This window comes from Glaciimonas sp. OK215 (assembly GCF_057787885.1).
The window spans coordinates 1572083-1595693 of the sequence record NZ_CM173544.1 but is presented as its reverse complement, the minus strand read 5'-3'; the positions used below and the strand labels follow the sequence as shown (position 1 = coordinate 1595693).

Sequence of the window (23611 nt, the reverse complement as noted above, 5' to 3'; positions counted from 1 at the left end):
CCAAATTAAGGTGTCACTACGCTACCCGAGGCGGCGGCCGGACTGGCGCCGGTCCCCGATTCAATCGCCGACTCGATCGTCAAGCGATAGTGATAGCGCAAATTGGTTAAATCCACTTTCCCGCCCCACGGCGAAGCATTGCTGTAGTTAATCACCGTCACCGGCACATCATCTTGCAGCAAGGTGCGACGCAAACCCTGTTGCTGGATCTTCCAGCCCGCCGGCAACGCCTGCCTTATCACTTCCACTGGCCACAGCGTCAGTTGCGTATCTTCCAGCACGTCCTCTGCGCGGACCTGCGCCGGCAACATCGGATGGCGCCAGGATTGTAAAGTCTGTCCATCATAATGCAAGGTCAGTACGCGCTGACCAAGCGCCAGGCCGACCATATTCAGTTGCTGCGGGTCAATTTCCAGTGCCGCATCGAGTTGGTCGGTGCGGCCATTCCGTTCGACCGTCAGATGCTGTTGCAGGCTGATGCTGGCACCCAGCGACGCCGGCGCCAGTTTCAAGCCCAATCTTGCCGGCGGCGCTGCCTGCCGGGTGCTGGCGCAGCCAAGCACCAGCGTCGTCGCCAGCAACAGTGCCGAGATCCCGGTTATCCGCATATCTCCTCCAATGCTTTCAGGCGGCGCTGGCTTTCACGCACGTACGGATTACTGTCATCCCAGGCATAACCGGCCAGAATCGCCGCGATCATGCCACGAATCTCCGGCTGCTGGTTTTCATGGAAGATGACTTTCTGGAAACCGCCGGCGTACCAGGACTCGACAAAAGTACGGAAAGTATCGACGCCTTTTTTGAGTGGTACGGCGTATTCTTTTTCCCAATCGACTTCGACACCGGCGAAATGACGTTGCAATACGGCGGCGGCCAGGCTGGCCGATTTGACTGCGATCGTGACGCCCGACGAAAACACCGGATCAAGGAATTCACCGGCATTGCCAAGCAAGGCATAGCCTTTGCCCCACAACGATTTGACATTCGCGGCGTAGCCGACAATCGCGCGCGCCGGCGTATCCCAGCGTGCGTTCTGCAGCAATTTTCGCGAGGCAGGATCTTCATTCACCAAGGCCTGCAAACGTTCGCTGTCCGAACCCTGATACTGCGCCAGAAACGATGTTTCCGCCACCACGCCGATCGAGCAGCGGCCACCCGCAAACGGGATTAACCAATACCAGACATCGCAGTGATCGGGATGAACCGTGACGCGGATCTTGTTGCGATCGAAACCGGGCGCGGCAATGCCATCTTCGATGTGCGTAAAGATCGCGCCGCGTGCGGGAAAATTCGATGGCGTTTCGATTTGCAACAAGCGCGGCAGGACTCGGCCAAAACCACTGGCATCCAGGATAAAACCCGCTTCCACCGTATATTCGCTGCCATTCGCATGACGCACTGTGACGCGCGGTTTGGCCCCCTCCAGATCGACTGCGGTCACCGTATGCTGGAAACGTACTTCGGCACCCTGGCGCTGCGCTTCCTTGGCCAGCAAATGGTCGAAACTGGCGCGCTGCACCTGATACGTGGTGCCCCAGCCGGCAGAATGCTTATCGCGAAAATCGAAATCGGTGTAACGCTCGCCGCGCACGAAAGCAGCGCCGTTCTTATACTGAAATCCGGCTTCGACTACCGCTTGCAACATGCCCGCCTGCTGCAGGTATTCCATGCTCTGCGGCAACAAGCTCTCACCGATGCAAAAGCGTGGAAACTGTTCGCGCTCCAGCACCAATACCTGGCGACCTTGCTGCAGCAACAACGCCGCTGCGACCGATCCGGCCGGGCCGGCGCCGATCACCAGCACATCGCACTGTTCAACTAGTTGCTCCATTGTATTTTTCTTCCTGTGGTGAGTCTTTTTGACTAAAACATGGCGCGATCAGCCACACAATCGCGATACCAATCAACATCGTGAATCCAAACGCATGCAGCGGTGGCGTCGCGGATAACGCCAGCAGACCGAATGACAACAATGCACTAATCGCCGACAAGCCGACCGTCAGCCAGGCAAAGTGACCTGCATGGCCTCGTTGGCCGGTTTGCTCTTGCAAGAAAATGCCGTAGTCAACGCCCAGTCCAAGGATCAGCATCAGCGCCAGCACATGAAACATTTGCAACGGCTGACCAATCATCCCAAGCATAGCCAATGTAGCAACACTCGCCAGTGCCGGCGGCATCAACACGCGCCAGGCGGCATACCGATAACGGGTGAACAGCAGCAGATAAATTGCCGCATATGCCCCCATCAAGACCCAACCCATATATTGTCGATAGTGCCCTAGCACCGAGGAAATTTCGCTGACCTTATCTACCCACTGTACGCCCTCAAGCTGCACCGCTGTTTGTTTCAATAGCGGCAGATTGGCATAATTATTCACTCCACGCAGCGCTACGATACTGGCATAGGTGCTGCCATGCGCCCCCTCGACACAGCCCAGCCAGAGATGCCGGGACGGCTCGCTGGCCGCCGTCTTCAGGAACGCTGCGGGCGTCAACGCGCCGACGGTGCCGGGCACGGCTAGCGCCCGCGCGCGCATCTGCGCAATCCAGCCATCGTCTTCGCCCAGCTGCGCCGCCAAAGCTTTCAGCGGCCCCTCTGCGTCTAACAACGCGCGCTCGACCAGCGCCCGATTTGCGTCCTGCGCGCGAATTGACGGCGTCCAGTCGGACATCGCCTGATAACCGCTGATGACATGCTGCGCGACCAGCGGATCCAGGCGCTGCCTCAACGCTTCTTCACGCTGCAACACCTGTTCGGCAGTAGCGCCACGCACCAGATAAAACTGCACCGGCGTCGGTGCATCGAGTATTTTGGAGAGCTTGATCTGGTCGTCCAGCAACGCCTTGGGCGGCGTCTGCAGCGAGCGGATATCATCGTTGACCTGCAAGCGCGCCAGCCCTGTGAGCACAAATACGCCAAACAATAGCGCCGCCAGCAAGCTGCCGCGATTCAGGCGTAACAGCGGCCAGTGCCGGCGACTGGCACCGAACCAGTCGGCAAAACGCGAACCCTTCAGCGTCGTTGCATGCACCAGCGCCGGGAACCAGCAAATCACCGTCAACCAGGCAAACAGCAAACCCAGCACCGAAAAGACTGCCATCTGGCGCAAGCCGGGAAACGGCGTCAACGCCAAGCCGATATAACCGATGACGGCCGCGGCCAACGTCAAGCATAACCCGGGCAATAAGCGGCGCAACAATTGCGGCGAAGTGAGGGCATTGTCGCTCCCCACCCGGCTACACAAAAAATAGATAGCGTAATCCTGTGCGACGCCGATCAGGCTGGCGCCAAACACCAATGTCAATAAATGCACCCGCCCAAAGATCAGCCAGCAAATTGAAAATGCGCCCAGACAACCGATAGCAATCGACAACACGATCAAGCCGATCGGCCGGAATGAGCCGAACGTCAGCCACATCAACAGCACGATACCGAGTAAGGAGCCGACGCCGATGGTCGACATCTCGGAACTGGCCTGGGCACTGGCAGCGCCGGCGTGCAACACCACCCCGGCGCTGATCAGTTCAACCTTGGGAAGCGCTTGCCTGGCGCTCTTGGCGGCCGCATCCAGCAATGGCAGCACCGCTTGCTGCGTCGCCATCGAAAAAGCCGGTTGCCGCAAGGTCAGCAGCAGCATCGCATACTGACGGCCGTTCGCCTCAACGAACAAATGCCCATCGCGCGGCCTGACCGGCGTTTCTTGCGCGCGCCGTTGTACCCACCCATTGAACAAGCCAAACGGGTCATCCTGCCACGCACCCAGCTTAGGACCGGAAAACGGGCTGTACAACTGTTGCAACGCGGTCTCAACCCAGTAGCCAGGCGGCTTTTCACGCAACAATTTTTGCTGCTCTGCGGTCAGCAAACTGAGCCGGTTCTGTTGCGATGGCGCCAGCCAGTCGCTTTGCGTCTGCGCGGACATAGCCGCACTGGCCTCGAACAGATCGGGATGCCTGGCCAGCACAGCCGAATAGGCGTCAGCAGCCGTGCGCGCCTGACTCCAGTCATCGGCACCGACCAACACGATCAGCCGTTGCTGCGCGGAATCGACCATATGCGTAAAAGCCTGCTGCAATACCGGATCGCGCTGCTCCACCGGCAGCAATGCCAGAATATCGGTGTCGGGCACCACGCGTTGCACCAGCCAAAGATAGGCGTTGTGGCTCAACATCAAGCCGACCACCAGCAACCAGATCAGCGCCAGCCGCCGGGGCCAACGGCTGCTAGTCAAGTGACGCCCCTTCTTCGGCGCTCATGGCGCCAGCGCCGCTTTGCATTCCGGAGAACGTGATCTCGGTACGGTCGCCGCTGGCTTCGTTGATGGTGACGCTCTTGACGTAAGCACCGCCGGTCAGCGCCAGCACGCCGATCGCCTTGGCCAGCGCAGGCTCACGGGCTTTCAGTCCGACTTTCCAGGTATTGCCCTGGATACTGCCATCCAGTTCGAACAAGGTTTCCAATTGACTGAGATCGCCTGCCAGCAACGAAAACAGCACGCTGTTGATCATCCGCACCACCGGCTCCTGCTTGGAGTCCAGCCGCATGGCGACGCGATCACCCTGCATCTGGACAATCTCATCGCGCTTCAGACGCAAGGTATTCGGGAACGGCTGCAAGGTCCGCCACAGAACGCCCTTGCCGCTGACTACGCAAAAACGGCCGTTCGAGAGCAGCGGCTTTTTGATTCCCATCAGTTGCTTGGTTTGATCAAAGCGGCCGCACAATACCGGCGGCCTGGCCAGCATTTCCTGAATTTTTGCGACCGGCGCGGCGGCCTGCGCAGACAGGCAAGAAAGTATCAAAAGACCGGCGATAAATGGTGCTGTGAATAAGCGCTTCATGCTGCGGCAACTCCCAATTTTTGAAATAACACGGCAGGCGAGACAAAGCACATTTCGCGCGTCGCGAGGTTGACGGCGACTTGCGTGGTGCTGCCCTTGGTCAAACGCTGACCGCTGGCGCTATCGGTGATCGCGTAGGCGATCTTGAGGCGATTTTCCCACTCGACGATACTGGCGCGCACGTTGATGCGCTGACCGAACCTGGCCGGATGGACGTAACGCAGATGCAGGTCAATCACCGGCCAGGCGTAACCGGAGGCCTGCATTTCCGGATAGTTGTAGCCAATCGCATCAAGCAACGCGCAACGCGCTTGCTCCAGATACTTGACATAGTTGCCGTGCCAGGCGATTTCCATCGGATCGAGATCGTAGAACTGTATTTGCAGTGCGATCTCGGCCGACCAGCGGCTTTCGGTTTTACTCATAGAGGGCCCACGCCTGCGTCCGTATCCGCTCCAGCAGCAGGCGCAAATCGGGCTCCAGCATGCGGTCTTCCCGAATCACCGCGATATCGCCCGCCAGCACATCGAGCATCGCCTGCAAATTCTGTTGCGGCTGCGCTGTCGCATCGACCCGGCAACGTAACCAGACACCCTGACGGACACTGATCAAGAGCGCTGCCGTGACTTGCTCGGTCAGTTCCAGCACGCGCAAACAATCACGCGCAGCAATCGTCCCCATACTGACTTTGTCCTGATTGTGGCATTCGGTCGAACGTGAGAATACCGAGGCCGGCATGGTCAGCTTGAGTGCTTCTGCGGTCCAGGCCGAGGCGCTGATTTGCAGTGCTTTCAAACCATGATTGATACTCGCCCGCGGACCTTCGGCGCCCGACAGATTGGCCGGCAGGCCATGGTTGTAACGACTGTCGACCAGCAGCGCCATCTGCCGGTCCAACAAGTCAGCGACATTGGCTACCGCATTTTTCATGCTATCCATGGCGAAGGCGATATGGCCGCCGTAGAAATGCCCGCCGTGCAGCACGCGCTCATTCTCGCCATCGATAATCGGATTGTCGTTGGCACTATTCAGTTCATTCTCAATCGACTGCCGCATCCACGGCAACGCATCGGCCAGCACGCCGATCACATGGGGCGCGCAACGAATCGAGTAGCGATCCTGCAAGCGCTTTTCGTTGCGGGGCGCATCAGCTGCGGGTAAATCCTGGCGCAACCAGGCGGCGACTTGTTGCTGTCCTGCATGCGGCTTGACGGCGAACAGCGTTTCGTCAAAGTGATGGGCATTGCCATCCAGCGCAAAACTCGACATCGCAGTAATCCTGGTGGCAAGCCGCACCAGATATTCGGCGCGATCGTAGGCCAGACAGGCTAGCGCCGTCATCACGGCGGTGCCGTTCATGATCGCCAGACCTTCCTTCGGCCGTAAGCGCAACGGCGTCATGCCGACCGCCGCCAATGCCTCGGCGGCTGGTACTTTGATGCCATCGCGCCAGACTTCGCGTTCACCGCACAGCACTGCGGCCAGATACGATAACGGCGTCAAGTCGCCGCTGGCACCGACCGAACCCTCGGCCGGAATCAGCGGCAACAAGCCTTCTTTCAGCAAGCGCGCGATCTGCTCCAGCAAGCCGACGCTGACGCCGGAATAACCTTTGCACAGCGATGCCAGACGTACCGCCAGAATCGCCCGCGTCTGGGCTGGCGTAAAGTGTTCGCCGAGTCCGCAGCCATGATAGGTGTACAAATGATGCGGCAATTCCGGCACCAGTTCCGCCGGCACATTGACCGTACAGGAATCGCCATAACCTGTGGTCACACCGTAAATCGTGCCATCCTCGCGCAGCAAGCGATCCAGAAAATCGGCACCACGCGTGATCGTCGCAAGAAACGCCGGATCAGCAGATAGCGTCACCTGTGCCGATGCGGACGCAATCTCGACAATATCTTCTATCGTCAATCGTCCCTGATCAAAACAGACGGTTCGAGGCTTAGTGCTTGATGATTCGTTCAGATCAGCGTGATGCATTGTCATATCCAGATAAATACCAAAAATCGTAAAAGTTAAACCATTGCAGCGGTGCCCTCAGACAGAAATGTTCCAGCCGCGCGGCATACGCCGCGGCCAGTTCATCGAGCATCTGATTGCGATGCTTGCGCGGCAAGCGAATGGCATCGCGGAACAACTCAAAATGGCATTCGGAACGGTCCCCGATGGTCAGTGAGAACAGCAAATACACCGGACACTGCAGCACACTCGCCAGCACATAAGGGCCAATCGGGAACGGCGCAGGCTGCCCCAGAAACGGGGCATGCGCGACCCGAGGATGCGCCGACACCGGAATCCGGTCGCCGGCAATCGCCACGAACTCGCCGCGCGCGACCTTATCCGCCAGCAGCATCGCCATGGCGGGAGTCAGTTCGGTCACCTGCATCAGATTCAACTGACTGTCCGGGTCGAGTTGCGCCAGCAATCGATTGAACGCCTGGGCGTGCCTGGTGTGTACCAGCACCGTGATCCGCAAGCCGCTGCACTGGCGCGACAGCACGCGGCATAATTCAAGATTGCCAAGATGGGCGCAAATCAACAGGCCGCCCCGCTGGCTCTGAAGATTCGCCAGCAAGTGTTCCTGGCCGCTGTAGATCACCTCTTGCGTCTTGAACAAACCGCCCCACAGCAACAATTTATCCAGGATGCTTTCAGCAAATGCCGCAAAATGCTGAAACACGCCGGGCAAGCCCGAACGCGGCAGCCCGGTATTGCCTCCAACAGCGGATGCGCGCACCCGGCGCAAATAATCTCTTGAGGCGTGACGCGCTGTCGGCTTGGTCATCAGATACCAGCCGAGTACCGGATATAGCGCCAGGCGAAACGGCAAGCGGCCGGCAATCCGATACAGCCAGAACAACAGACGCATGCCCGCCACAAAGCCGCTCTCGTTAATCTGCGCCCAATGACGATGCGCCTGAGTCATCACGGGCTCCGTCGACCGGAGAGTTTACGTGCCAACAGCTGCGGCGCCCGTACCAGCATGCCAATAAATAACGTCACATGCATGCGTGTAATCAGGATGTTATCCCGCACCAGGCGAAAGTGAGACACACCGTCGCTTGGATAACGCACCCTGGTCGGCAAATTGACGACCTGCATGCCGTCCCAATATAGCCGCACCAGCACTTCGGTATCGAAGTCCATATGTTCGCCCAGCGCCTTGCGCTGTGCCAGTGCCACCAATGGCGGCAAAGGATAGACCCGAAAACCGCACATCGAATCCTTGATGTCCAGCGACAAGGTATTGATCCAGACCGAGATATGGGTCAGATAGCGTCCATACAGCCGCACCTTCGGCACGCTCTCGTCATACACCGGACAGCCGGCAATCAGTGCGGCCGGCCGGGCGGCAGCCTGCGCCAGAAAGCGCGGAATGTCATCGGTGCAATGCTGTCCATCTGCATCGATTTGCAGCGCATGCGTATACCCTGCCTGGGCGGCATGCCGCACGCCGCTCAATACCGCCCCGCCCTTGCCGCGATTGACGGTATGGCGCAGCAACGTGATCTGGTTCGGATGGGCGGCAGCAAGCGCGTCCAGCACTGCGGCACAAGCCGGCGAACTGCCGTCATCAACCAGTATGCACGGCAGACGATGGGCCAGCACCGCGGCGGCCACCGCAGCGATTGCGTGTTCGTGGTTATAGACCGGAATCACCGCACAGGGCCTAAAGTTCGTGTTGCGTTTGTGATGCTGGCGCATATTGAATTCCAGGATATTTCCAGTCTTAGACATCGGCATTTCCAAACATGACACGGCCGCTTGCGTGTTGACCCGCAGCCGACGTCAGACGAAACGTCAGCGAGGATTTTTGACTATCGTGCTGCAACTCGAGCTGCAGCACCGTCTCTGGCACGACGACGCGCTGGAACTTGATTGCATGCATGCTCCGGAAATGCGGCGCTAACGCAAAGTATTCACGGCCATAGGCAATCGCCCAATCGACCTGCACCACACCCGGCAAAATTGGCGAGCCTTCAAAATGACCGTTGAAATACAACAGGTCGCGTGGCACGGTGAGTTCCAGCAACACGCGAGAGTGCGCCGGATCCGTCTCCAGCAGCCGCTTGATTGGTTTCGTCACTGCACCCGCCGCCGCATTCACCAAGGCCGGACTCGCCACACTGGCGGCAGCGGCCAACAAGTCGGCGCGCGTGGTCTTGCCTTGCGCATTCACCGGCAACGCGTCGAGATAACGCCAGCTGCGCGGCAGCGCAATCCGCTCGACCGCATGCGCGATACCGGCGCGCAACAGCCGGTTCACACGCAGCTTGCCCTGTTCGGCAAGGAGTGCGCGGCCGGCAGCGGACAATACGACGAATGCGGCGGTCTGCTGGCGTTGCGGCCCGTCCACCAGCAACACCCGCGCATCAGCCACCCAAGCGGAGGCCTTCAATTGCCGCTCGATCGCATCCAGCGAAATCCGTTTTTCTTCAACTTTGACAATACGATCGATCCGGCCTCTTAACAAAAAACGCCGCTCGTCAACGGCCTGCGCCTGATCCGCCAGACTGAACCAGTCGGCGTGGGGCAAGTGCGGCGAACGAATTTCGAGCACGCCATCATCTGGCGCGATACGCCACACAATCGCGGGCATGACGCTCCAGCTTTCGTCAACTGCAGCGCCGCCAAAGCGACGCTGACGCCATCCGACGCCGCCTGTTTCGGAACTGCCATAGACTTCAATTGGAACCTGTCCGAGCAGGCGCCCTGCTGCCAGCGCGGCTTCTTGCGACAACGCGCCGCCCGACGAAAACACTGCGCGCAGCGCCGGTAACTGCAGCGATTCCGGAATCCGTTTCAGATGGGCCGGACTGGAGATGAGTATGGCGGGACGAGCGCCGGGCTGGTGTAACAAGGGCAACAGCTGTTCCAGGAACGCAATCTGCCGCGCGTGGATAGCGCGTCCCGCCGTCAACGGCCACAACACCTTGAACAACAGGCCATAGATATGCTGGTGCGAAACGGTGGCAACGATATCGGCATCGCCCAGGCTGTCGCCGAACAGGTTTTCGAGAGTCGCCACTTCTGTCGACAATTGCGACAGCTTCTTGGTCACCGCTTGCGGTTCGCCGGTACTGCCGGAGGTATACATCACGACACCGGGGAAATCCGGTGCGAGCGTCTTGAATCCATAAAGTGTGGCGTCAACGACTGGCTGCAGCGGCTTGGGAGCCAACATCAGCGGCAAATATTGCGGCGGAAACTCGCCCACAAAACCGTCCACCGCGCGCGCCAGATTGGCGCAGGTCGCCGGCAACACATCACCCGGCAAGTAAATCGTTTTATCGGCTTGCCACGCACCCAGCAATGCGCAGGCAAAATCGGCGCTGTCGCTCAAATACAATGCGAAGCAAGAACCGGACTGGCGTAACAACAAGGTTCGCCAGGCGTCGACTTGCGCCAGAAAGTTCGCATGATCGAGTACGGCGGCATCGCGCCATGCAAATGGCCGGGTCTTGTGAATACTGGAAATTGACGCTGCACTCAGCAGCGACAACATATCGTGCGAACTAGACATGCTGCTGTCCGGATTGCCGGCGGCGATGACGACGTTTGGAAGCTATTCTGACCAGGTATTCGCCGGCAAACAGAATACCCATCGCTGCGTAAGCGACCACGCCGTTATAGATGGACCACACTGCGGGCGAGGCCCAGCATGCCGTGATCAACGCGAGCAAACCGTTTACCACAAAGAAGCCGCACCACACTTGTGTCACACGACGCGTGTAGGCGATAGCGTAGTCCGGCAGGTGCGGATCAGTCAGCCGCGCCAGCCGCTCGATCATTGATGGCGGTGCCAGCAAGCTATACCCGAATACGCACAACATCCCTGCGTTCATCATCACCGGATACAACTTCAGCGGCAGCAATGCGTTGTACCAGACCGCGATGGCGGCAAGCAGCAACGCTCCAGCCAGCCACCAGCGGCTTGCCTTATTCAGTCTCAATGTTGATAACCGGGTTGCCGCAGCCCCCACCAATAGCAAAGCGAGCGCACGCGGCTCAACCCGACCGTGTCCCAGCCAGATCGCGAGCGGATAGAGCAGCGTGACAAGAACCGTCAGCACCCTCGGCAACGAAATAAGAAAAAAACGTTTTATTTTGCGTCCTCCGCCAACAATGCCGCGAGTGCATCGACCACGTCCTGCACCGTACGGACTGCTTTGAAGACGTCAGGTTGCAGGCGTTTGCCGGTGAGCTGCTTGAGCTTCACCACCAGATCGACCGCGTCAATGCTGTCAATATCCAGATCGGTATACAAGTTGGCCTGCGGTGTCGCGCTCGCCTTGTCGATCTCGAACATTTCATGCAACGCGTCAACCACCCATATGTAAATTTCTTCCTTGCTCATTGCAACCGCTGTCGCTGTCGCCATCGTATCTTTTATCAACGCAGTCATCTCACACCTTCATTTCTTTCTGTTGCCGGCGATCATGGCGGCAAGCGCTCGTACCGATGCAAAATGGTTACGCGTTTCCGCCGAATCTGCCGACAACGAAATGCCGTAGCGCTTCTGAATGGCAACACCAAGTTCGAGCGCATCGATCGAGTCTAATCCAAGGCCATCGACAAACAATGGCGCATCGGTATCGATATCCGCCGGGGCAATATCTTCGAGTTGCAGGACATCGATGATGACCTGCTTCACTTCTTCTTCAAGTTGCTGCATTGGATTGACTTTCTTTTCTAAAATAGTCCTGCAAATAGGCAGTCAAGTGTCTTGCTGCCAACGTCTCGCTGCCAGCTTCGGCAACGAAGGCGAGGACGTCGATATCTTCCTTGACTTCGATGCTGAAATGCGCAATTGCCGGAGGCACTTGCCACCATCTTGCACCCTTGGCCAGGGTCGGCGGGAAACAGCGGATAACCACTGGCGTCACGTTCGACAAACTGCGCACGGCAATATTTGCAGCGCCGCGCTTCAGGCTGATCGGACCGTTTGTGCGCGTTCCCTCCGGAAAAACAATCAGATTATTGCCGCGCTGCAAGGAGGCAATGCAGTCTTCCAACAAGCCAGTGCCGGAATCATTACTGATATAACCGGCCGCACGTACCGTACCGCGGGTAAATGGGTTATTCCAAAGCCGTCCTTTGACGATGCAATCGGCGTGCTTGACGAAAGCCATCAGGAACACGGTATCGATCAGGGTCGGATGATTTGCCAGAATCAGCAAGCCTTGCCGCTGCAACCGCTCCAGGCCGCTGATATCGTAGCGCAGCACGCCCAGCCACCGCATCAGACCGACAAATATCCGAAACACCACGAAAATCACATGACGCGCCGCCAACACCCGCAATCCCGGTTCCCGGATAAACAGATTCAGCAAAGGAAACACGGCAATCCGCAATAACAGGCCACCGACACCAAACGCCAGAAAACTGAAACCGGTTGCCGCTATGCGCCAATACCGATTCAAGCGCTTGACCAAACTACTCAGCATGGTAACGCCAAACCCAGCGACGATTGTCGACCACCCGCATCAATTCGCGGTCTTGCCTTAGTTGAAAGCCCAGTACTTCCAATCCGGCCGGTTGCCGATACGCATTGGCAGATTCTTTTGCAAACGAAGTAACGTTATCGGCGGCACTCTGGTTGACCGCCGGCTCCCATGTCAGCGAGATCGCATTTGCAGCCCCCGCCGGCTGGATTAGCCAGGCCCAGGCAAACGGCTGATCTTCGCAATCCTTGAACTCCCGAAATTCGTCCGGTAACAGACCATCGTAGACCACCAGCAAGACCTCTGCCGCACCATCCGCCAGCAATCCACAAGCCTCGATTACCGCGTGCTCGACGCCACTGTCACCGGCAGACAGGGCGCTGTGATTGGCCTGATCGTGACGGGCAATCGATAACAGACCGGCGGTCGCGTTATGCACCGACAAACTAAAGGAGGTGGGCGATAGCGGCGACTCTTGCACCAGATCCTGCAGCAATTCTACCGAACGCGCACATTCGCCATGGCGCGAACAAAATACCGTTGGCACCGCCGCTCGCCCGTTCAGACAACGATAAGCCACTTCCAGTGCCATCTTGCCGATGAGGCCGGCACGCCGACGCAGCATGGCTGGCATGGCCGCAACCCGTGGCTCGGTAGTGCCCCGGATCAGAAAATTCCGATTCGCCCATGCCAGCCAGTCAGCGTCCGTTTCCACCCCGGGCGCCCATGCGGCATGCGCTGCAATTGAGAACCGGATTCCGTTAAATGCCTGATTGCGGCTCATTTCACCATTCTCCAACACCCATTCAGTCGACATATATAAACAGCAACCAATCCGGGGAGTTGAACCGACGGTTATTTGGGTATTTTGCGCGGCATTATATCCTATATGCCCATGCAAAATATTGACATTTACGCATGACAACTATTTTCAAGTAAACTTCTACAACTGTTTATTTAACACGTTATTAACATCTAATTAGCTCGCGCAAACACCGAATATGTTGGCCGGCAAAAGGGAAAAGGCCGAGACGTGTGCCGAATACTGGAATAGCGCAGTCCGACTCAGCCCTTGCGCTTGGGGTAGCCTTCCGAGGTGATACGCTTCCAGACTGCCGTTTTCTCCTCTTCGGTCATAAAAACCCAATGCGCGACTTCGTTGACCGTACGGCCACAACCGCGACAGACATCATCGAAAGTGGTCGAACAAACGGCAACGCAGGGGGTGTCGGGACGTTCCCTTGGAGACTCTGACATGCCTTACCTTATTAATTAAGATGACTGTGTGAAATGACTGCGCGAGTTGACTGCGTGATATGACTGCGGCAAGACGTCGGCAAATACCGGCAGCGGTCAGTGTTAAACCGCCGCTGCGCCGCTAAGGCCTCAATTCTATAACACTCGACGGCTGGCGTATGTTGGCGCAAACCCGCATCCGTCCGCATGCCGGCCACAGCAGCGAAATCGCCTCCTCACCCGACTGACCATACAGTTCGCGCTGCATGCGTGGCGCCAGTCAGGGCCGCAGCGGGAGTCAAAACCGCAATAAACCAACATCGAAACACCGGACCGGTTTTCGGTTAATATCAGCCCCTTTCAATTAGAATGCCCAACGCATTGCACGCGGCCGTTCGAGTCGCACCAGCAAATCCTCCATCAAAATATGGATTGCCCTTGCAAAACAACCGGCTGGCAGGACGCGCTCGATCAGGTATTTCGATTTTCCGTTGAATTTGAACATGCATATGGCTGTTTTCGATTGGTTTGGCTGGTCCGCGCTCTGGATGACTCCCCTGCTTTGGCGCTTTGTCAAAGCGCGCCTGTTTGGCGGCGTCAAACTGGGCGGCCCTGGATCCATCCGTTTATGGCTGGGCACTTTTCTGGTGCTGTGCGCGAGTAGCGCACTGGAAGCGGCAATTCGCACGACGGGATCGATACCGCCCAACGGTGATTTTTTCGGTCAAACGCTGGCGCGTGGACTGATTCACAGCTTTGGTCATATCGGCGCCGTGCTGCTGATGATCGCGGCAATGCTGCTTGCGCTGACGTGGTTGTTTGGCGCGGCGTGGTTGAAAACGCTGCTGCGATTTGACCGTTCATTGCGCGCATTGTGGCTGCGAAAAGAAGACGGTAGAGACCACGCTCCGCGTGAACAACGGCTTTCCCGGCCTGCGCTGCCGCCGCGCCCTGCAACAAGACCGCTCAGAACACATAGCCCCGTTGCGACGACACCCGCCAGAAAAAAATCCTGGCAACTTCCATCGATCCACGCTGGCGATGGCTTCCCTGCCGATGTGCTCAAAGCGCGACCGTCACGTCCTGAACACAAACCTTCAGGACGGACCATGTCCGAGTGGGCAACGATTGAACAGATTATTCCGACACCCGCCATGCGCGCCCGCTCAAACGCATCGCAGGCGGCGCAAATTTCCAGCGAAATCCGCCGGGCCGAGATTCTTTTGCGCCAGACCAATCGGGCGCAAACCATTGCCACGCCTGGCGGCGCTGTCACCAGCACTCTCTACACCCCGGCGCGTCCCAAGATCGCTGCGCCGGTGCCGAGCAGGGAAGATCGCCGCGACCTTGTCACATTATCGACCGGACACGCCCCGTCCCAAGCGCAACCGGCACCCGCGTACCGGCTGGACGACCGCACTCCCCACATTGCATCCCTGCCGGCAGCGCCAGCGCCGGCAATGCACACCTCCGGCATTGCGCGTGCATCGACCTATCTTGCGGATGCAGTGACAGTCGAGTTTGAAGAAAAAGTTCACCCGGAAGCGATTGCCTCGACGCCGGTCAGCTTGCCGCCGGCCGTATCGGAAACATTGCCTGAGGCAGCGACACCGGTTGTTGTCGCCATCAAGACTGATGACATGCCGTCAACCCGGCATTCGGCACCGGCCAGACCGGTTACGCCGGCGAACCTGTCGGGCAGTGCCGCAACCGATGTTTTTGAATTCCATGCACCGCACGGCTTGCGCATTGACTTGCCCGGACTCGACCTGCTCGACCCCGCCACCAGCGACGTTATCGCGATACCGGTTGAGCGCCTGGCAGAAACCGGCCTGTTGATCGAACAGCGCTTAAAAGAATTCAAGGTGCCGGTCACCGTCATTGGCGCCGATGCCGGACCTGTCATTACGCGCTTCGAAGTGGAACCGGCACTGGGCGTGCGCGGCAGTCAAATTGTTGGCCTGATGAAGGATTTATCGCGGGCGCTCGGACTGACCTCGATTCGTGTCGTCGAAACGATACCGGGCAAGACCTGCATGGGGCTGGAGCTGCCGAATGCGCAGCGCCAGATGATCCGGCTTTCGGAGATTTTGGCGTCAGCTGCGTATCAGCACTCGGCCTCGCATCTGACACTGGCGCTGGGCAAGGACATCACCGGAAATCCGGTGGTCGCCGACCTCGCCAAAGCGCCGCACATGCTGGTGGCCGGCACCACCGGCTCCGGCAAATCGGTGGCCATCAACGCCATGATCTTATCGCTGCTGTACAAGGCGACGCCCGAACAGGTGCGGCTGATCATGATCGATCCCAAAATGCTTGAACTGTCGGTATATGAGGGCATTCCGCATCTGCTGGCACCGGTCGTCACCGACATGAAACTTGCCGCCAACGCGCTGACCTGGTGTGTGGCCGAGATGGACAAGCGCTACCGGCTAATGTCTGCGCTCGGGGTACGCAATCTGGCTGGCTTCAATCAAAAGATACGCGACGGCGAGCAACGGGAAAAAAAGGTGACGAATCCGTTCTCGCTCACACCGGATGCACCCGAACCGTTGTCCACGCTGCCGCTGATCGTTGTGATTATCGATGAGTTGGCTGACTTGATGATGGTGGCCGGCAAGAAAATCGAAGAACTGATCGCGCGCCTTGCGCAAAAAGCGCGGGCCGCCGGCATCCACCTGATTCTGGCCACGCAACGGCCGTCGGTGGATGTGATCACCGGGCTGATCAAGGCGAATATCCCGACGCGTGTGGCGTTTCAGGTCTCATCGAAAATCGATTCCCGCACCATCCTCGACCAAATGGGTGCCGAGGCGCTGCTAGGTCATGGCGACATGCTGTTCCTGCCGCCGGGATCGGGCTACCCGCAGCGGGTGCACGGCGCCTTTGTGTCCGACGAAGAAGTGCATCGGATCGTTGAACATCTGAAGCAGTTTGGCGAACCTGAATACGAGGAAGCCATCCTCGCTGGCGTACTTGGTGACGGCGCAAGCGCCGACCTGCCCGGGGACAGTCAGGATGTCGAGGCCGATCCGCTCTACGACGAAGCCGTTGCGTTCGTCCTGCGCACCCGGCGCGCCTCGATTTCATCGGTGCAGCGCCAACTGCGGATCGGCTACAACCGTGCCGCGCGGCTGGTCGAGCAGATGGAAACGGCAGGCCTTGTGTCCTCCATGGCGACCAATGGAAATCGCGACGTATTGGCACCGGCAGCGGCCGATTGAGGGTGCCATCTATTTTTCGGCCAGATCCATCATCGTCAGCGCCGGAGCCGGAAATCGACGCGCTCAGGCCGCCCCGGCAAATTCAGTTGTGCCGGCGCAGCCGGTGCCTGGCTGACGATGTTGCCGCGGCGGATGACAAACCGGCGCGCGGCGCGCAGGCGAATCGCCTCGATGGTGTTGCCCGCATCCAGTATCACCAGATCGGCATGGCACCCCGGCGTCAGCCCGTAACCCTGCAGGCCAAGAATCTGCGCCGGTGTTTCGGTGACCGCCAGGAAACACGCATGCATCGCGTCCTGCCCGGTCATCTGCGCAACATGCAGGCCCATATGCGCCACTTCCAGCATGTCTCCGGAGCCAAGGCTGTACCAGGGATCCATCACGCAATCGTGGCCGAACGCGACCGCGATTCCGGCGGCCAACAATTCCGGCACCCGGGTCATGCCGCGCCGTTTCGGATAGGTATCCTGCCGGCCTTGCAGCGTGATGTTGATCAGCGGATTCGCAATCGCGGCGACACCTGCCTCGCGCATCAGCGGCAGCAGTTTGCTGACGTAGTAGTTATCCATCGAATGCATGGAAGTCAGGTGCGAGCCCGTCACCCGCCCCTGCATCCCCAGTCGCTGGGTGTGATAGGCGAGCGTTTCAATATGCCGCGACAGCGGATCGTCCGATTCGTCACAGTGCATGTCCACGCGCAAGCCTTTTTCTGCGGCGAATTCGCACAACAGGCGGATTGATTCCGCACCGTCGGCCATGGTGCGCTCGAAATGCGGTATGCCGCCCACCACATCCACACCAAGTGCGATCGCACGTTTCAGGTTAGAAAATGCACTCTGGCTGCGCAGCAAGCCATCTTGGGGAAACGCCACCAATTGCAGATCCAGATAGGGCGCCACCCGCTGTTTAACGTGCAACAGCGCCTCCACCGCGAGCAGGCGGTCGTCGCACACATCGACATGCGAGCGGATCGCGAGCAGGCCGCGCGCCACCGCCCAGTCGCAATAATGCATGGCACGCTCGACCAGAGCGTCCTGCGTGAGCGACGGTTTCAACTCTCCCCACAAAGCGATGCCTTCGAGCAGCGTGCCCGAACTATTCACACGCGGCAGCCCGTGGCTCAACGTGGCGTCCATATGGAAGTGGGCATCGACAAACGGTGCTGTGACCAGGTCGCCGGCAGCATCGATCTCCTGTCTGCCAAGTAGCGGGAGTGCGCGGCCTAGCGCAGCTATGCGCCCGGATTCAACAGCGATATCCATTCTCTGGCTGCCATCGGGCAGCGTGGCGTTGCGAATGACGAGATCCATCAGCGTTCTCCTTTGCGATACGGTTTCAACGGCGCTTGCGGCGGCAATCGGCAACAGGTACGGCAGCATCAGAAACAGATGATACGGCAGTAACGCGCCGCAGCTCAATCAACCGTCTTGCCGGTAACGCAAACTAAGCGGTCCACGCCAAAGCTGGTACAAACCGCGTTTTTTAAGAACGGTTCGGTCACCAACGACGCGATCAGGGGCTGTTTAGCGCAGGGCGGAACGCCGCAGTGCCAGAAGGAATATCGAGGAGGGCAGACAGAACGGTGCGCTTAGCGCCGGCAATCCTGCCCATGGTGCGAAATGTAAGAGGCCGGATACGAGTGCCAGTAACCGATCGTGACCTCGTCGGCCGGCGGCAGCTTAGCGTCCATTGGTTTTACCTCGTCCAAAAGTGTAGGCCATGCTACTTTCATAGGCACCCGCGTCGCAGATCGCGAGCAACTCCCCTTCTGTAATGTCCGTACCCAGCTGGACATTGGGCGCGACGATATCGTCCTCCATGCAGAGTCTGCCCAGAATCCTGGCCTGGCCGCGTGCCATCTGCTGCCATGCGCCTGTCTTGTAGTCTCTGTGCAGGATACGATGGGGGAACTGCCAGGCGGACGGCAGCTCGGCGATCGATCCATCGACGACGATGTCTTGGGGAAATCCCCGATATCTCCGGACTTCGAGCACCCGCATCGCGACGGCCATCGAGTGCTGGACCATGGCCCTGCCTGGCTCCAGTACGAATGTGCGGAGGTTCGGAAGCGCCGCGCGCGCTTGTTGGACGGCGTCGCCCAGTTTCGGGACGAGCTCGTTGTCGAAGTCGTCGGGGAACCAGCCGCCGCCGATGTCCACGCACTCCACTGCCCGGCCCGTGCAGGATTCGATTGCCTGCGCACAACGCAACGAAGAATCGTAGAGCCGCCACCATTGCCCGATCCCGACATTGCTGCCCGCGATGTGAAAATGGCAGCCAAGCCGGCAGGTCCGCGGAAGCGCCCACAGGAGTTCAATCATTTCGTTGAAAATCTCACGTGAAACGATCGGGATGCCGAAACGGGAGATGAGCTGCGGCCCGCGCAGCCTGACGCCGACGAACTCCGCGAGATGCTCGCCGCTTGCGGCTCGCTGCACAACCCGGCACAGCTCATCAAGCGAATCGCAGAAAATCGCGTGGACCGGATGCGCCCCGATCGGATTTGGCCGCCCCTTCCCCGGGCCGTTGAAAATAATCTGCTCAGGGAGAAAGCCCGACTCGAGCGCCTTGCCCACTTCGAGCTCGCTGATCGCTTCGGCCAGAAAACCCGCGTCGCGGGCAAGCCCGATGAGGCGCTCATCCGGGTAGGCCTTGATACTGTAGGCTGCCCTCACTGCACAGGCGGCGGATGAAGCGCTACGTACGGCTGCGGCAAGCTGGCTGAAACTTCGCGCGGCGGTACTCGGCAAAAGAACCCGGAACGGCGTCTGGACGTTATCCAGATCGGCAGCCAGGATGTCTTCGATGAAACTCGCGGGAACGGTGAGCGGCAGTTGATCCGGCTCCGGCGCGCCCGGGGCCGCAGAGCGGCTCCGCAGCGCATGGAGCCGATGCGTCAGCATCGGCTCCCCCGACGGATATTTCCCTGAATGATGTTGGCTGCCGTTCAACGGCTTCTGAAGGGCTGGTATCGGATAACTGGTCGGTACCGGCATTTCGGGCACAATTCGCGCGAACTCGCTTGATTGCCGCCCGGCCTTGCACATGGCGATGCCGCTGGCTGCTTCGACCAGGCGGCCCGCCAGATTCCGTCCGGCGATTGTCGCCCCGTGGATCCAGGCGGGAAACAGCGGATTCATCTCCATCAGCCAGAGCTCCCCTGCGGGGTTACGGATCATCTTCAGCTCCGCGCCTCCGGTCCAGTTCAGCGCGCTCACGATGTCCCTGAGGGGATTCAGAAACTCCGGGGCGGGATCGTCGACATGTCCACCCCAGGTCTTGCCCTCTGGGGTGATATCGCGCTTGACCATATGCACGGCATCCAGCAGGCGGCCCTGGTAGGCACTAAAGCTCACCGACTCCTCGAGTCCACGCACGTGGGCCTGCAAAAACAGATTTTCGGTGTTCCAGGTGGATTGGAAGGCCGCGCGCAACGACAAAAAAGACGGCCACCAGTTCACCTGAACCGCGTCGTAATAAGGTCCCTTGAGCCAAATCTTCCATCCGTGCCTGCGGCAGAAGGAGTTAAGCGTCCAGTCCTGCTCGGTCGTGGAAATGAAAGGCGGTATCCCGACCGGAAGCCCGTGGTGGGCCTGGACGGCGGGCTTGGCGATCTGATCAAGGGCCTCCAGGGACGGGGTAAGCAGCCTCGGATGCGGACCCAGGACTTGCGCCATCCAGAGGATCTCCAGGTCCAGGCACGAGATCCAGTACGATGCTTCCGGCTCAAGGCGATCGCGGATACTGGCCGCGTAGGCGTCCAGATCAAGCCTGCCCCACGGCTGCTGAATCCAGACATCGTCAAAATCGGGTGAGCGGATCCCATTGCTGCGATTCGAGTACTCGACGCAAATGAGGGTGGCATCGGGATAGGCAAGCCGCAGGGACCGTGCCACGCCGACTCCGGCGGAACGGTTCGGGCCGCAGTACAGGCCACTGACGTAAATTTTCACGGTTGGCGCCCCCCGAGCATTATCGTTACTTGTTAAGCAAGAGCTGCGCCAATTCCTTAAAGTATTGATTTCATTGGAAAATTTGTTTTCTTTCAACAGAACGATCCGCGCTCGGTACCAAACTGTTTCAATTCAGATACAACCGAGAGAAGGCGATGACGGTCCCTGCCAGCACGCTAAGGCACTGCTGGACGACCCGCCATCAGACGAGAAAACCAGGGTAGGAAAAACCATCCGCGAGTGCAAAAACATAACGGCCGTAACATAGGCTCATCGCTGTCGCAATGTGTAATGAAAATGAACGTTGCCGCAGGGGAAGTGCGTGCAGTAACCACGCTTTTGATGTACTGGAACGTTTGCCGGAAAAGTCCACAAGAAGCCCACAAACGAAAAACCGACTGGTTAAAGTCGGTCTCTTTTATCGTAAGCCATCGATTTCATGACTAAATTCTGGTGGAAAGTGCAAGTTTCGAACTTGCGACCCCCGCAGTGTGAGTGCGGTGCTCTACCCCTGAGCTAACCTTCCATTTGGCAATCCGTGTTTCGGCGCTGTTGAATCGCGCACCGGAAGAGGACCGAATTATCGCACAATTTTTCTGATCACGACAAGCATCTACGCATACAAAAGTACAACGCGTCACTGGCGTTTGGCTTCCAGCACGCCTTTCACTTCGCGAATCACCGTCAATGCCTTCTGCAATTGCGCAGTGGAGGCGATTTCGGCGGTGAAAGCCATGCGGGCATGTGCTTTGGCACTTTGGGTGCTGACGCCAATGACATTGATTTTTTCACGCAAGAAAATTTCCGAAATATCGCGTAACAGGCCCTGACGATCACTCGCCAGGACAAAAATATCGACCGGATACACGGTTTCAACTGTCGATGCGCCCCAAGTGGTCTGGATAATCCGTTCCGGCGCCTTGGCCCGCATTTCAGCAAAATTCTTGCAGTTTTCCCGATGAATCGAGACCCCTTTGCCACGCGTGACAAAGCCGACAATCGCATCCGGGGGCGCGGGCTTGCAACATTTCGCCAGTTGCGTCATCAACCCGTCGGTGCCAACCACCAGCACGCCACTCTTGGCACCATGCGCTACGCTGGATGCGCGGCTCTTGTGGGTAATGGCCGCTTCTTCCTGCTGGTTATCGAGCGCCGGACCCTTTGGTACCTCTGCATCGTGCAGCCCCTGCTCTACATGGCGCAAACTGAATTCATCCTTGCCCAGCGCCAGCAACAATTCTTCGAGTTTGGCAAAACCCAGCTTACGCGCCAGCTCTTCCAGATTGACTGCTGTTTTTCCTTCGCGTTGCAATGCCTTATCCAGCAAAGTGCGGCCGGTGGATAAGGTCTCTTGCTGTTCGATCGCGTTGAACCAGGCCCGTACCTTGGAACGCGTGCGCGGGCTCGCGGCATAACCGGGAGTCAGCCAGTCGCGCGACGGTCCGGCTGTACCGGGAGCGCTTTTAGCCGTAATGACTTCGACCGTCTGACCGTTTTTGAGCGGGGTGTTCAACGGCACCATCACGCCATCAACGCGCGCGCCGCGACAGCGATGGCCGACATCGGTATGCAGGTGATAGGCGAAGTCGATGGGCGTCGCACCATTCGGCAGTTCGATCACGCGTGCTTGCGGTGTCAGCACATAAATATGGTCATCCAGCGTTGCGGATTTTAATTTCTCCAGCCATTCGCGACGGCTATCTTCGTGCTCGACAACGACATCGACCACTTCACTTTTCCAGGCCAGCAATTGCCGTAGCCATGCAATTTTTTCGTCATATTTTTGCGCGGAAAAATTCGAGCCGCCGGTTTCCTTGTAGCGCCAGTGTGCGGCGACGCCATATTCGGCAAAATGATGCATTTCGTTGGTGCGGATCTGGACTTCCAGCGCCCGCTCGTCCTCTGCCAGCACAACGGTATGCAGCGACTGATAACCGTTTTGCTTGGGTCGTGAAATGTAGTCGTCGAACTCTTTCGGAATCGGTACCCAGATGTTGTGCACGATGCCCAACACCGTGTAGCAAGTCTTGACATCTTCAACAATCACACGAAATGCACGGACGTCGTAGAGCTCGGAAAAGTCGAGTTCCTTGCCGCGCATTTTGTGCCAGATGCTATAGATATGCTTGGGCCGCCCGGATACTTCGGCCTTGATACCGGCTGCCGCCAGCTCACTGCGCAAGCGGGTAATGGCGCCCTCAACGAAGCCTTCGCGCTCGATTCGACGCTCCTCCAGCATCTTTGCGATCCGCTTGTACGTCGCCGGATCAATGAAGCGGAACGAAAGGTCTTCGAGCTCCCACTTGAGCTGCCAGATACCGAGTCGATTGGCTAGCGGCGCATACAAATCGAGGGTCTCACGGGCATATTGGCTGGTACGCTCATTCTCCAGCCTGTGCTCGGAAAAATAACGTAAAGCGGTGAGCCGCGATGCCAGTCGCACCAATACCACGCGCATGTCGCTCGCCATCGCCAGCAGCATTTTGCGCAGAGTTTCCACTTGCGTGGCAGCCTGTTGTGCGGCATTTTTACCGCGCATGACTTCTTGTGGCAGTGCAAAGGTGAAACCGTGCAGACGCATTAGCTGCCGTATGCCGGCCACCAGGTCGCCAATCTCTTTGCCAAAACGCTGCTCGATCACGACCGAATTGCCGGGGTCGATCAAGGGCAGCTCAAACAAAAGACCGGCAACACGCGTTTCGACGTCGGTATTCAGCAGCGCTAACACGCTGGCCACACCTTGCGAAAATTCCAGTGCGGTCTGGCCGGTGGTGATCGTCTTGCCCGCATACAAAGGTTCGACGAACGCCAACGCGTCAAGTACGCGTGCGCTATCGTCCGCACTCAAGCCAGCGCAAAGCTGCACCTGGGCGGCATTTTGTGTTGAGGCAATGGCGACCATCGG

20 protein-coding genes and 1 tRNA gene are annotated in these 23611 nt (G+C 58.5%); 1 reads left to right on the top strand and 20 read right to left on the bottom strand.

What is annotated here, in order from left to right; all coding sequences use genetic code 11:
- Nucleotides 1–5: 5 nt before the first annotated feature.
- From AC3CHX_RS07125 to AC3CHX_RS07050, 16 genes are all read right to left on the bottom strand, one after another.
- Complete coding sequence (locus AC3CHX_RS07125; protein WP_488643364.1) at nt 6–608, bottom strand: DUF3261 domain-containing protein; 603 nt, start codon at nt 606–608, stop codon at nt 6–8.
- Nucleotides 599–1831 carry an NAD(P)/FAD-dependent oxidoreductase gene (locus tag AC3CHX_RS07120; protein WP_488643363.1) on the bottom strand — a complete coding sequence of 411 codons (1233 nt, stop codon included), beginning with the start codon at nt 1829–1831 and terminating at the stop codon, nt 599–601. Before AC3CHX_RS07120 ends, AC3CHX_RS07125 begins: the two co-directional genes overlap by 10 nt.
- The gene (locus AC3CHX_RS07115) at nt 1815–4172 is read right to left on the bottom strand and encodes an MMPL family transporter (RefSeq protein ID WP_488644752.1); all 2358 of its coding nucleotides are present in this window, start codon (nt 4170–4172) and stop codon (nt 1815–1817) included. The genes AC3CHX_RS07120 and AC3CHX_RS07115 overlap by 17 nt, the downstream gene beginning before the upstream one ends.
- A 52-nt stretch (nt 4173–4224) precedes the next feature.
- Nucleotides 4225–4842, bottom strand: coding sequence for a LolA family protein (locus tag AC3CHX_RS07110; RefSeq protein WP_488643362.1), 618 nt, complete (start codon nt 4840–4842; stop codon nt 4225–4227).
- Nucleotides 4839–5267 carry an acyl-CoA thioesterase gene (locus tag AC3CHX_RS07105; RefSeq protein WP_488643361.1) on the bottom strand — a complete coding sequence of 143 codons (429 nt, stop codon included), beginning with the start codon at nt 5265–5267 and terminating at the stop codon, nt 4839–4841. Before AC3CHX_RS07105 ends, AC3CHX_RS07110 begins: the two co-directional genes overlap by 4 nt.
- Nucleotides 5260–6828 (bottom strand): HAL/PAL/TAL family ammonia-lyase, encoded by a 1569-nt coding sequence (locus tag AC3CHX_RS07100; protein WP_488643360.1) that lies wholly within the window; start codon nt 6826–6828, stop codon nt 5260–5262. The genes AC3CHX_RS07105 and AC3CHX_RS07100 overlap by 8 nt, the downstream gene beginning before the upstream one ends.
- Entirely contained in the window at nt 6815–7774 is a 960-nt protein-coding gene (locus AC3CHX_RS07095; protein ID WP_488643359.1) for a lysophospholipid acyltransferase family protein, read from the bottom strand. The genes AC3CHX_RS07100 and AC3CHX_RS07095 overlap by 14 nt, the downstream gene beginning before the upstream one ends.
- Nucleotides 7774–8553, bottom strand: coding sequence for a glycosyltransferase family 2 protein (locus tag AC3CHX_RS07090; protein ID WP_488644751.1), 780 nt, complete (start codon nt 8551–8553; stop codon nt 7774–7776). The genes AC3CHX_RS07095 and AC3CHX_RS07090 overlap by 1 nt, the downstream gene beginning before the upstream one ends.
- 25 nt (nt 8554–8578) lie before the next feature.
- The gene (locus AC3CHX_RS07085; RefSeq protein WP_488643358.1) at nt 8579–10372 is read right to left on the bottom strand and encodes an ApeI family dehydratase; all 1794 of its coding nucleotides are present in this window, start codon (nt 10370–10372) and stop codon (nt 8579–8581) included.
- Nucleotides 10365–10922, bottom strand: coding sequence for a COG4648 family protein (locus tag AC3CHX_RS07080; RefSeq protein WP_488643357.1), 558 nt, complete (start codon nt 10920–10922; stop codon nt 10365–10367). The genes AC3CHX_RS07085 and AC3CHX_RS07080 overlap by 8 nt, the downstream gene beginning before the upstream one ends.
- A 29-nt stretch (nt 10923–10951) precedes the next feature.
- Nucleotides 10952–11206: an acyl carrier protein gene (locus AC3CHX_RS07075; protein ID WP_488644750.1), complete on the bottom strand. Its 255-nt coding sequence runs from the start codon at nt 11204–11206 to the stop codon at nt 10952–10954.
- Between the two features lie 57 nt (nt 11207–11263).
- Nucleotides 11264–11524 (bottom strand): phosphopantetheine-binding protein, encoded by a 261-nt coding sequence (locus AC3CHX_RS07070; RefSeq protein WP_488643356.1) that lies wholly within the window; start codon nt 11522–11524, stop codon nt 11264–11266.
- The gene (locus tag AC3CHX_RS07065; protein WP_488643355.1) at nt 11511–12296 is read right to left on the bottom strand and encodes a lysophospholipid acyltransferase family protein; all 786 of its coding nucleotides are present in this window, start codon (nt 12294–12296) and stop codon (nt 11511–11513) included. The genes AC3CHX_RS07070 and AC3CHX_RS07065 overlap by 14 nt, the downstream gene beginning before the upstream one ends.
- The gene (locus AC3CHX_RS07060) at nt 12286–13077 is read right to left on the bottom strand and encodes a beta-ketoacyl synthase chain length factor (RefSeq protein ID WP_488643354.1); all 792 of its coding nucleotides are present in this window, start codon (nt 13075–13077) and stop codon (nt 12286–12288) included. The genes AC3CHX_RS07065 and AC3CHX_RS07060 overlap by 11 nt, the downstream gene beginning before the upstream one ends.
- Before the next feature lie 281 nt (nt 13078–13358).
- Nucleotides 13359–13550 (bottom strand): DUF1289 domain-containing protein, encoded by a 192-nt coding sequence (locus AC3CHX_RS07055; protein WP_488643353.1) that lies wholly within the window; start codon nt 13548–13550, stop codon nt 13359–13361.
- 343 nt (nt 13551–13893) lie between these two features.
- The gene (locus AC3CHX_RS07050; RefSeq protein WP_488643352.1) at nt 13894–14034 is read right to left on the bottom strand and encodes a hypothetical protein; all 141 of its coding nucleotides are present in this window, start codon (nt 14032–14034) and stop codon (nt 13894–13896) included.
- Between AC3CHX_RS07050 and AC3CHX_RS07045 the strand changes: the two genes are divergently transcribed.
- Nucleotides 14033–16753 (top strand): FtsK/SpoIIIE family DNA translocase, encoded by a 2721-nt coding sequence (locus AC3CHX_RS07045; RefSeq protein ID WP_488643351.1) that lies wholly within the window; start codon nt 14033–14035, stop codon nt 16751–16753. The two genes, AC3CHX_RS07050 and AC3CHX_RS07045, sit on opposite strands and share 2 nt — an antisense overlap.
- Nucleotides 16754–16788: 35 nt before the next feature.
- Here the strand turns inward: AC3CHX_RS07045 and AC3CHX_RS07040 are convergent, their stop codons facing one another.
- The 4 genes from AC3CHX_RS07040 to AC3CHX_RS07025 form a co-directional block, all read right to left on the bottom strand.
- The gene (locus AC3CHX_RS07040) at nt 16789–18063 is read right to left on the bottom strand and encodes an amidohydrolase family protein (protein WP_488643350.1); all 1275 of its coding nucleotides are present in this window, start codon (nt 18061–18063) and stop codon (nt 16789–16791) included.
- A gap of 369 nt (nt 18064–18432) precedes the next feature.
- On the bottom strand, nt 18433–20802 hold the full coding sequence (locus AC3CHX_RS07035; RefSeq protein ID WP_488643349.1) for a hypothetical protein: 2370 nt from the start codon (nt 20800–20802) through the stop codon (nt 18433–18435).
- A gap of 355 nt (nt 20803–21157) precedes the next feature.
- A tRNA-Val gene (locus AC3CHX_RS07030) sits at nt 21158–21232 on the bottom strand.
- A 111-nt stretch (nt 21233–21343) separates the two neighbouring features.
- Nucleotides 21344–23608 (bottom strand): RelA/SpoT family protein, encoded by a 2265-nt coding sequence (locus tag AC3CHX_RS07025; protein ID WP_488643348.1) that lies wholly within the window; start codon nt 23606–23608, stop codon nt 21344–21346.
- Nucleotides 23609–23611: the final 3 nt, after the last annotated feature.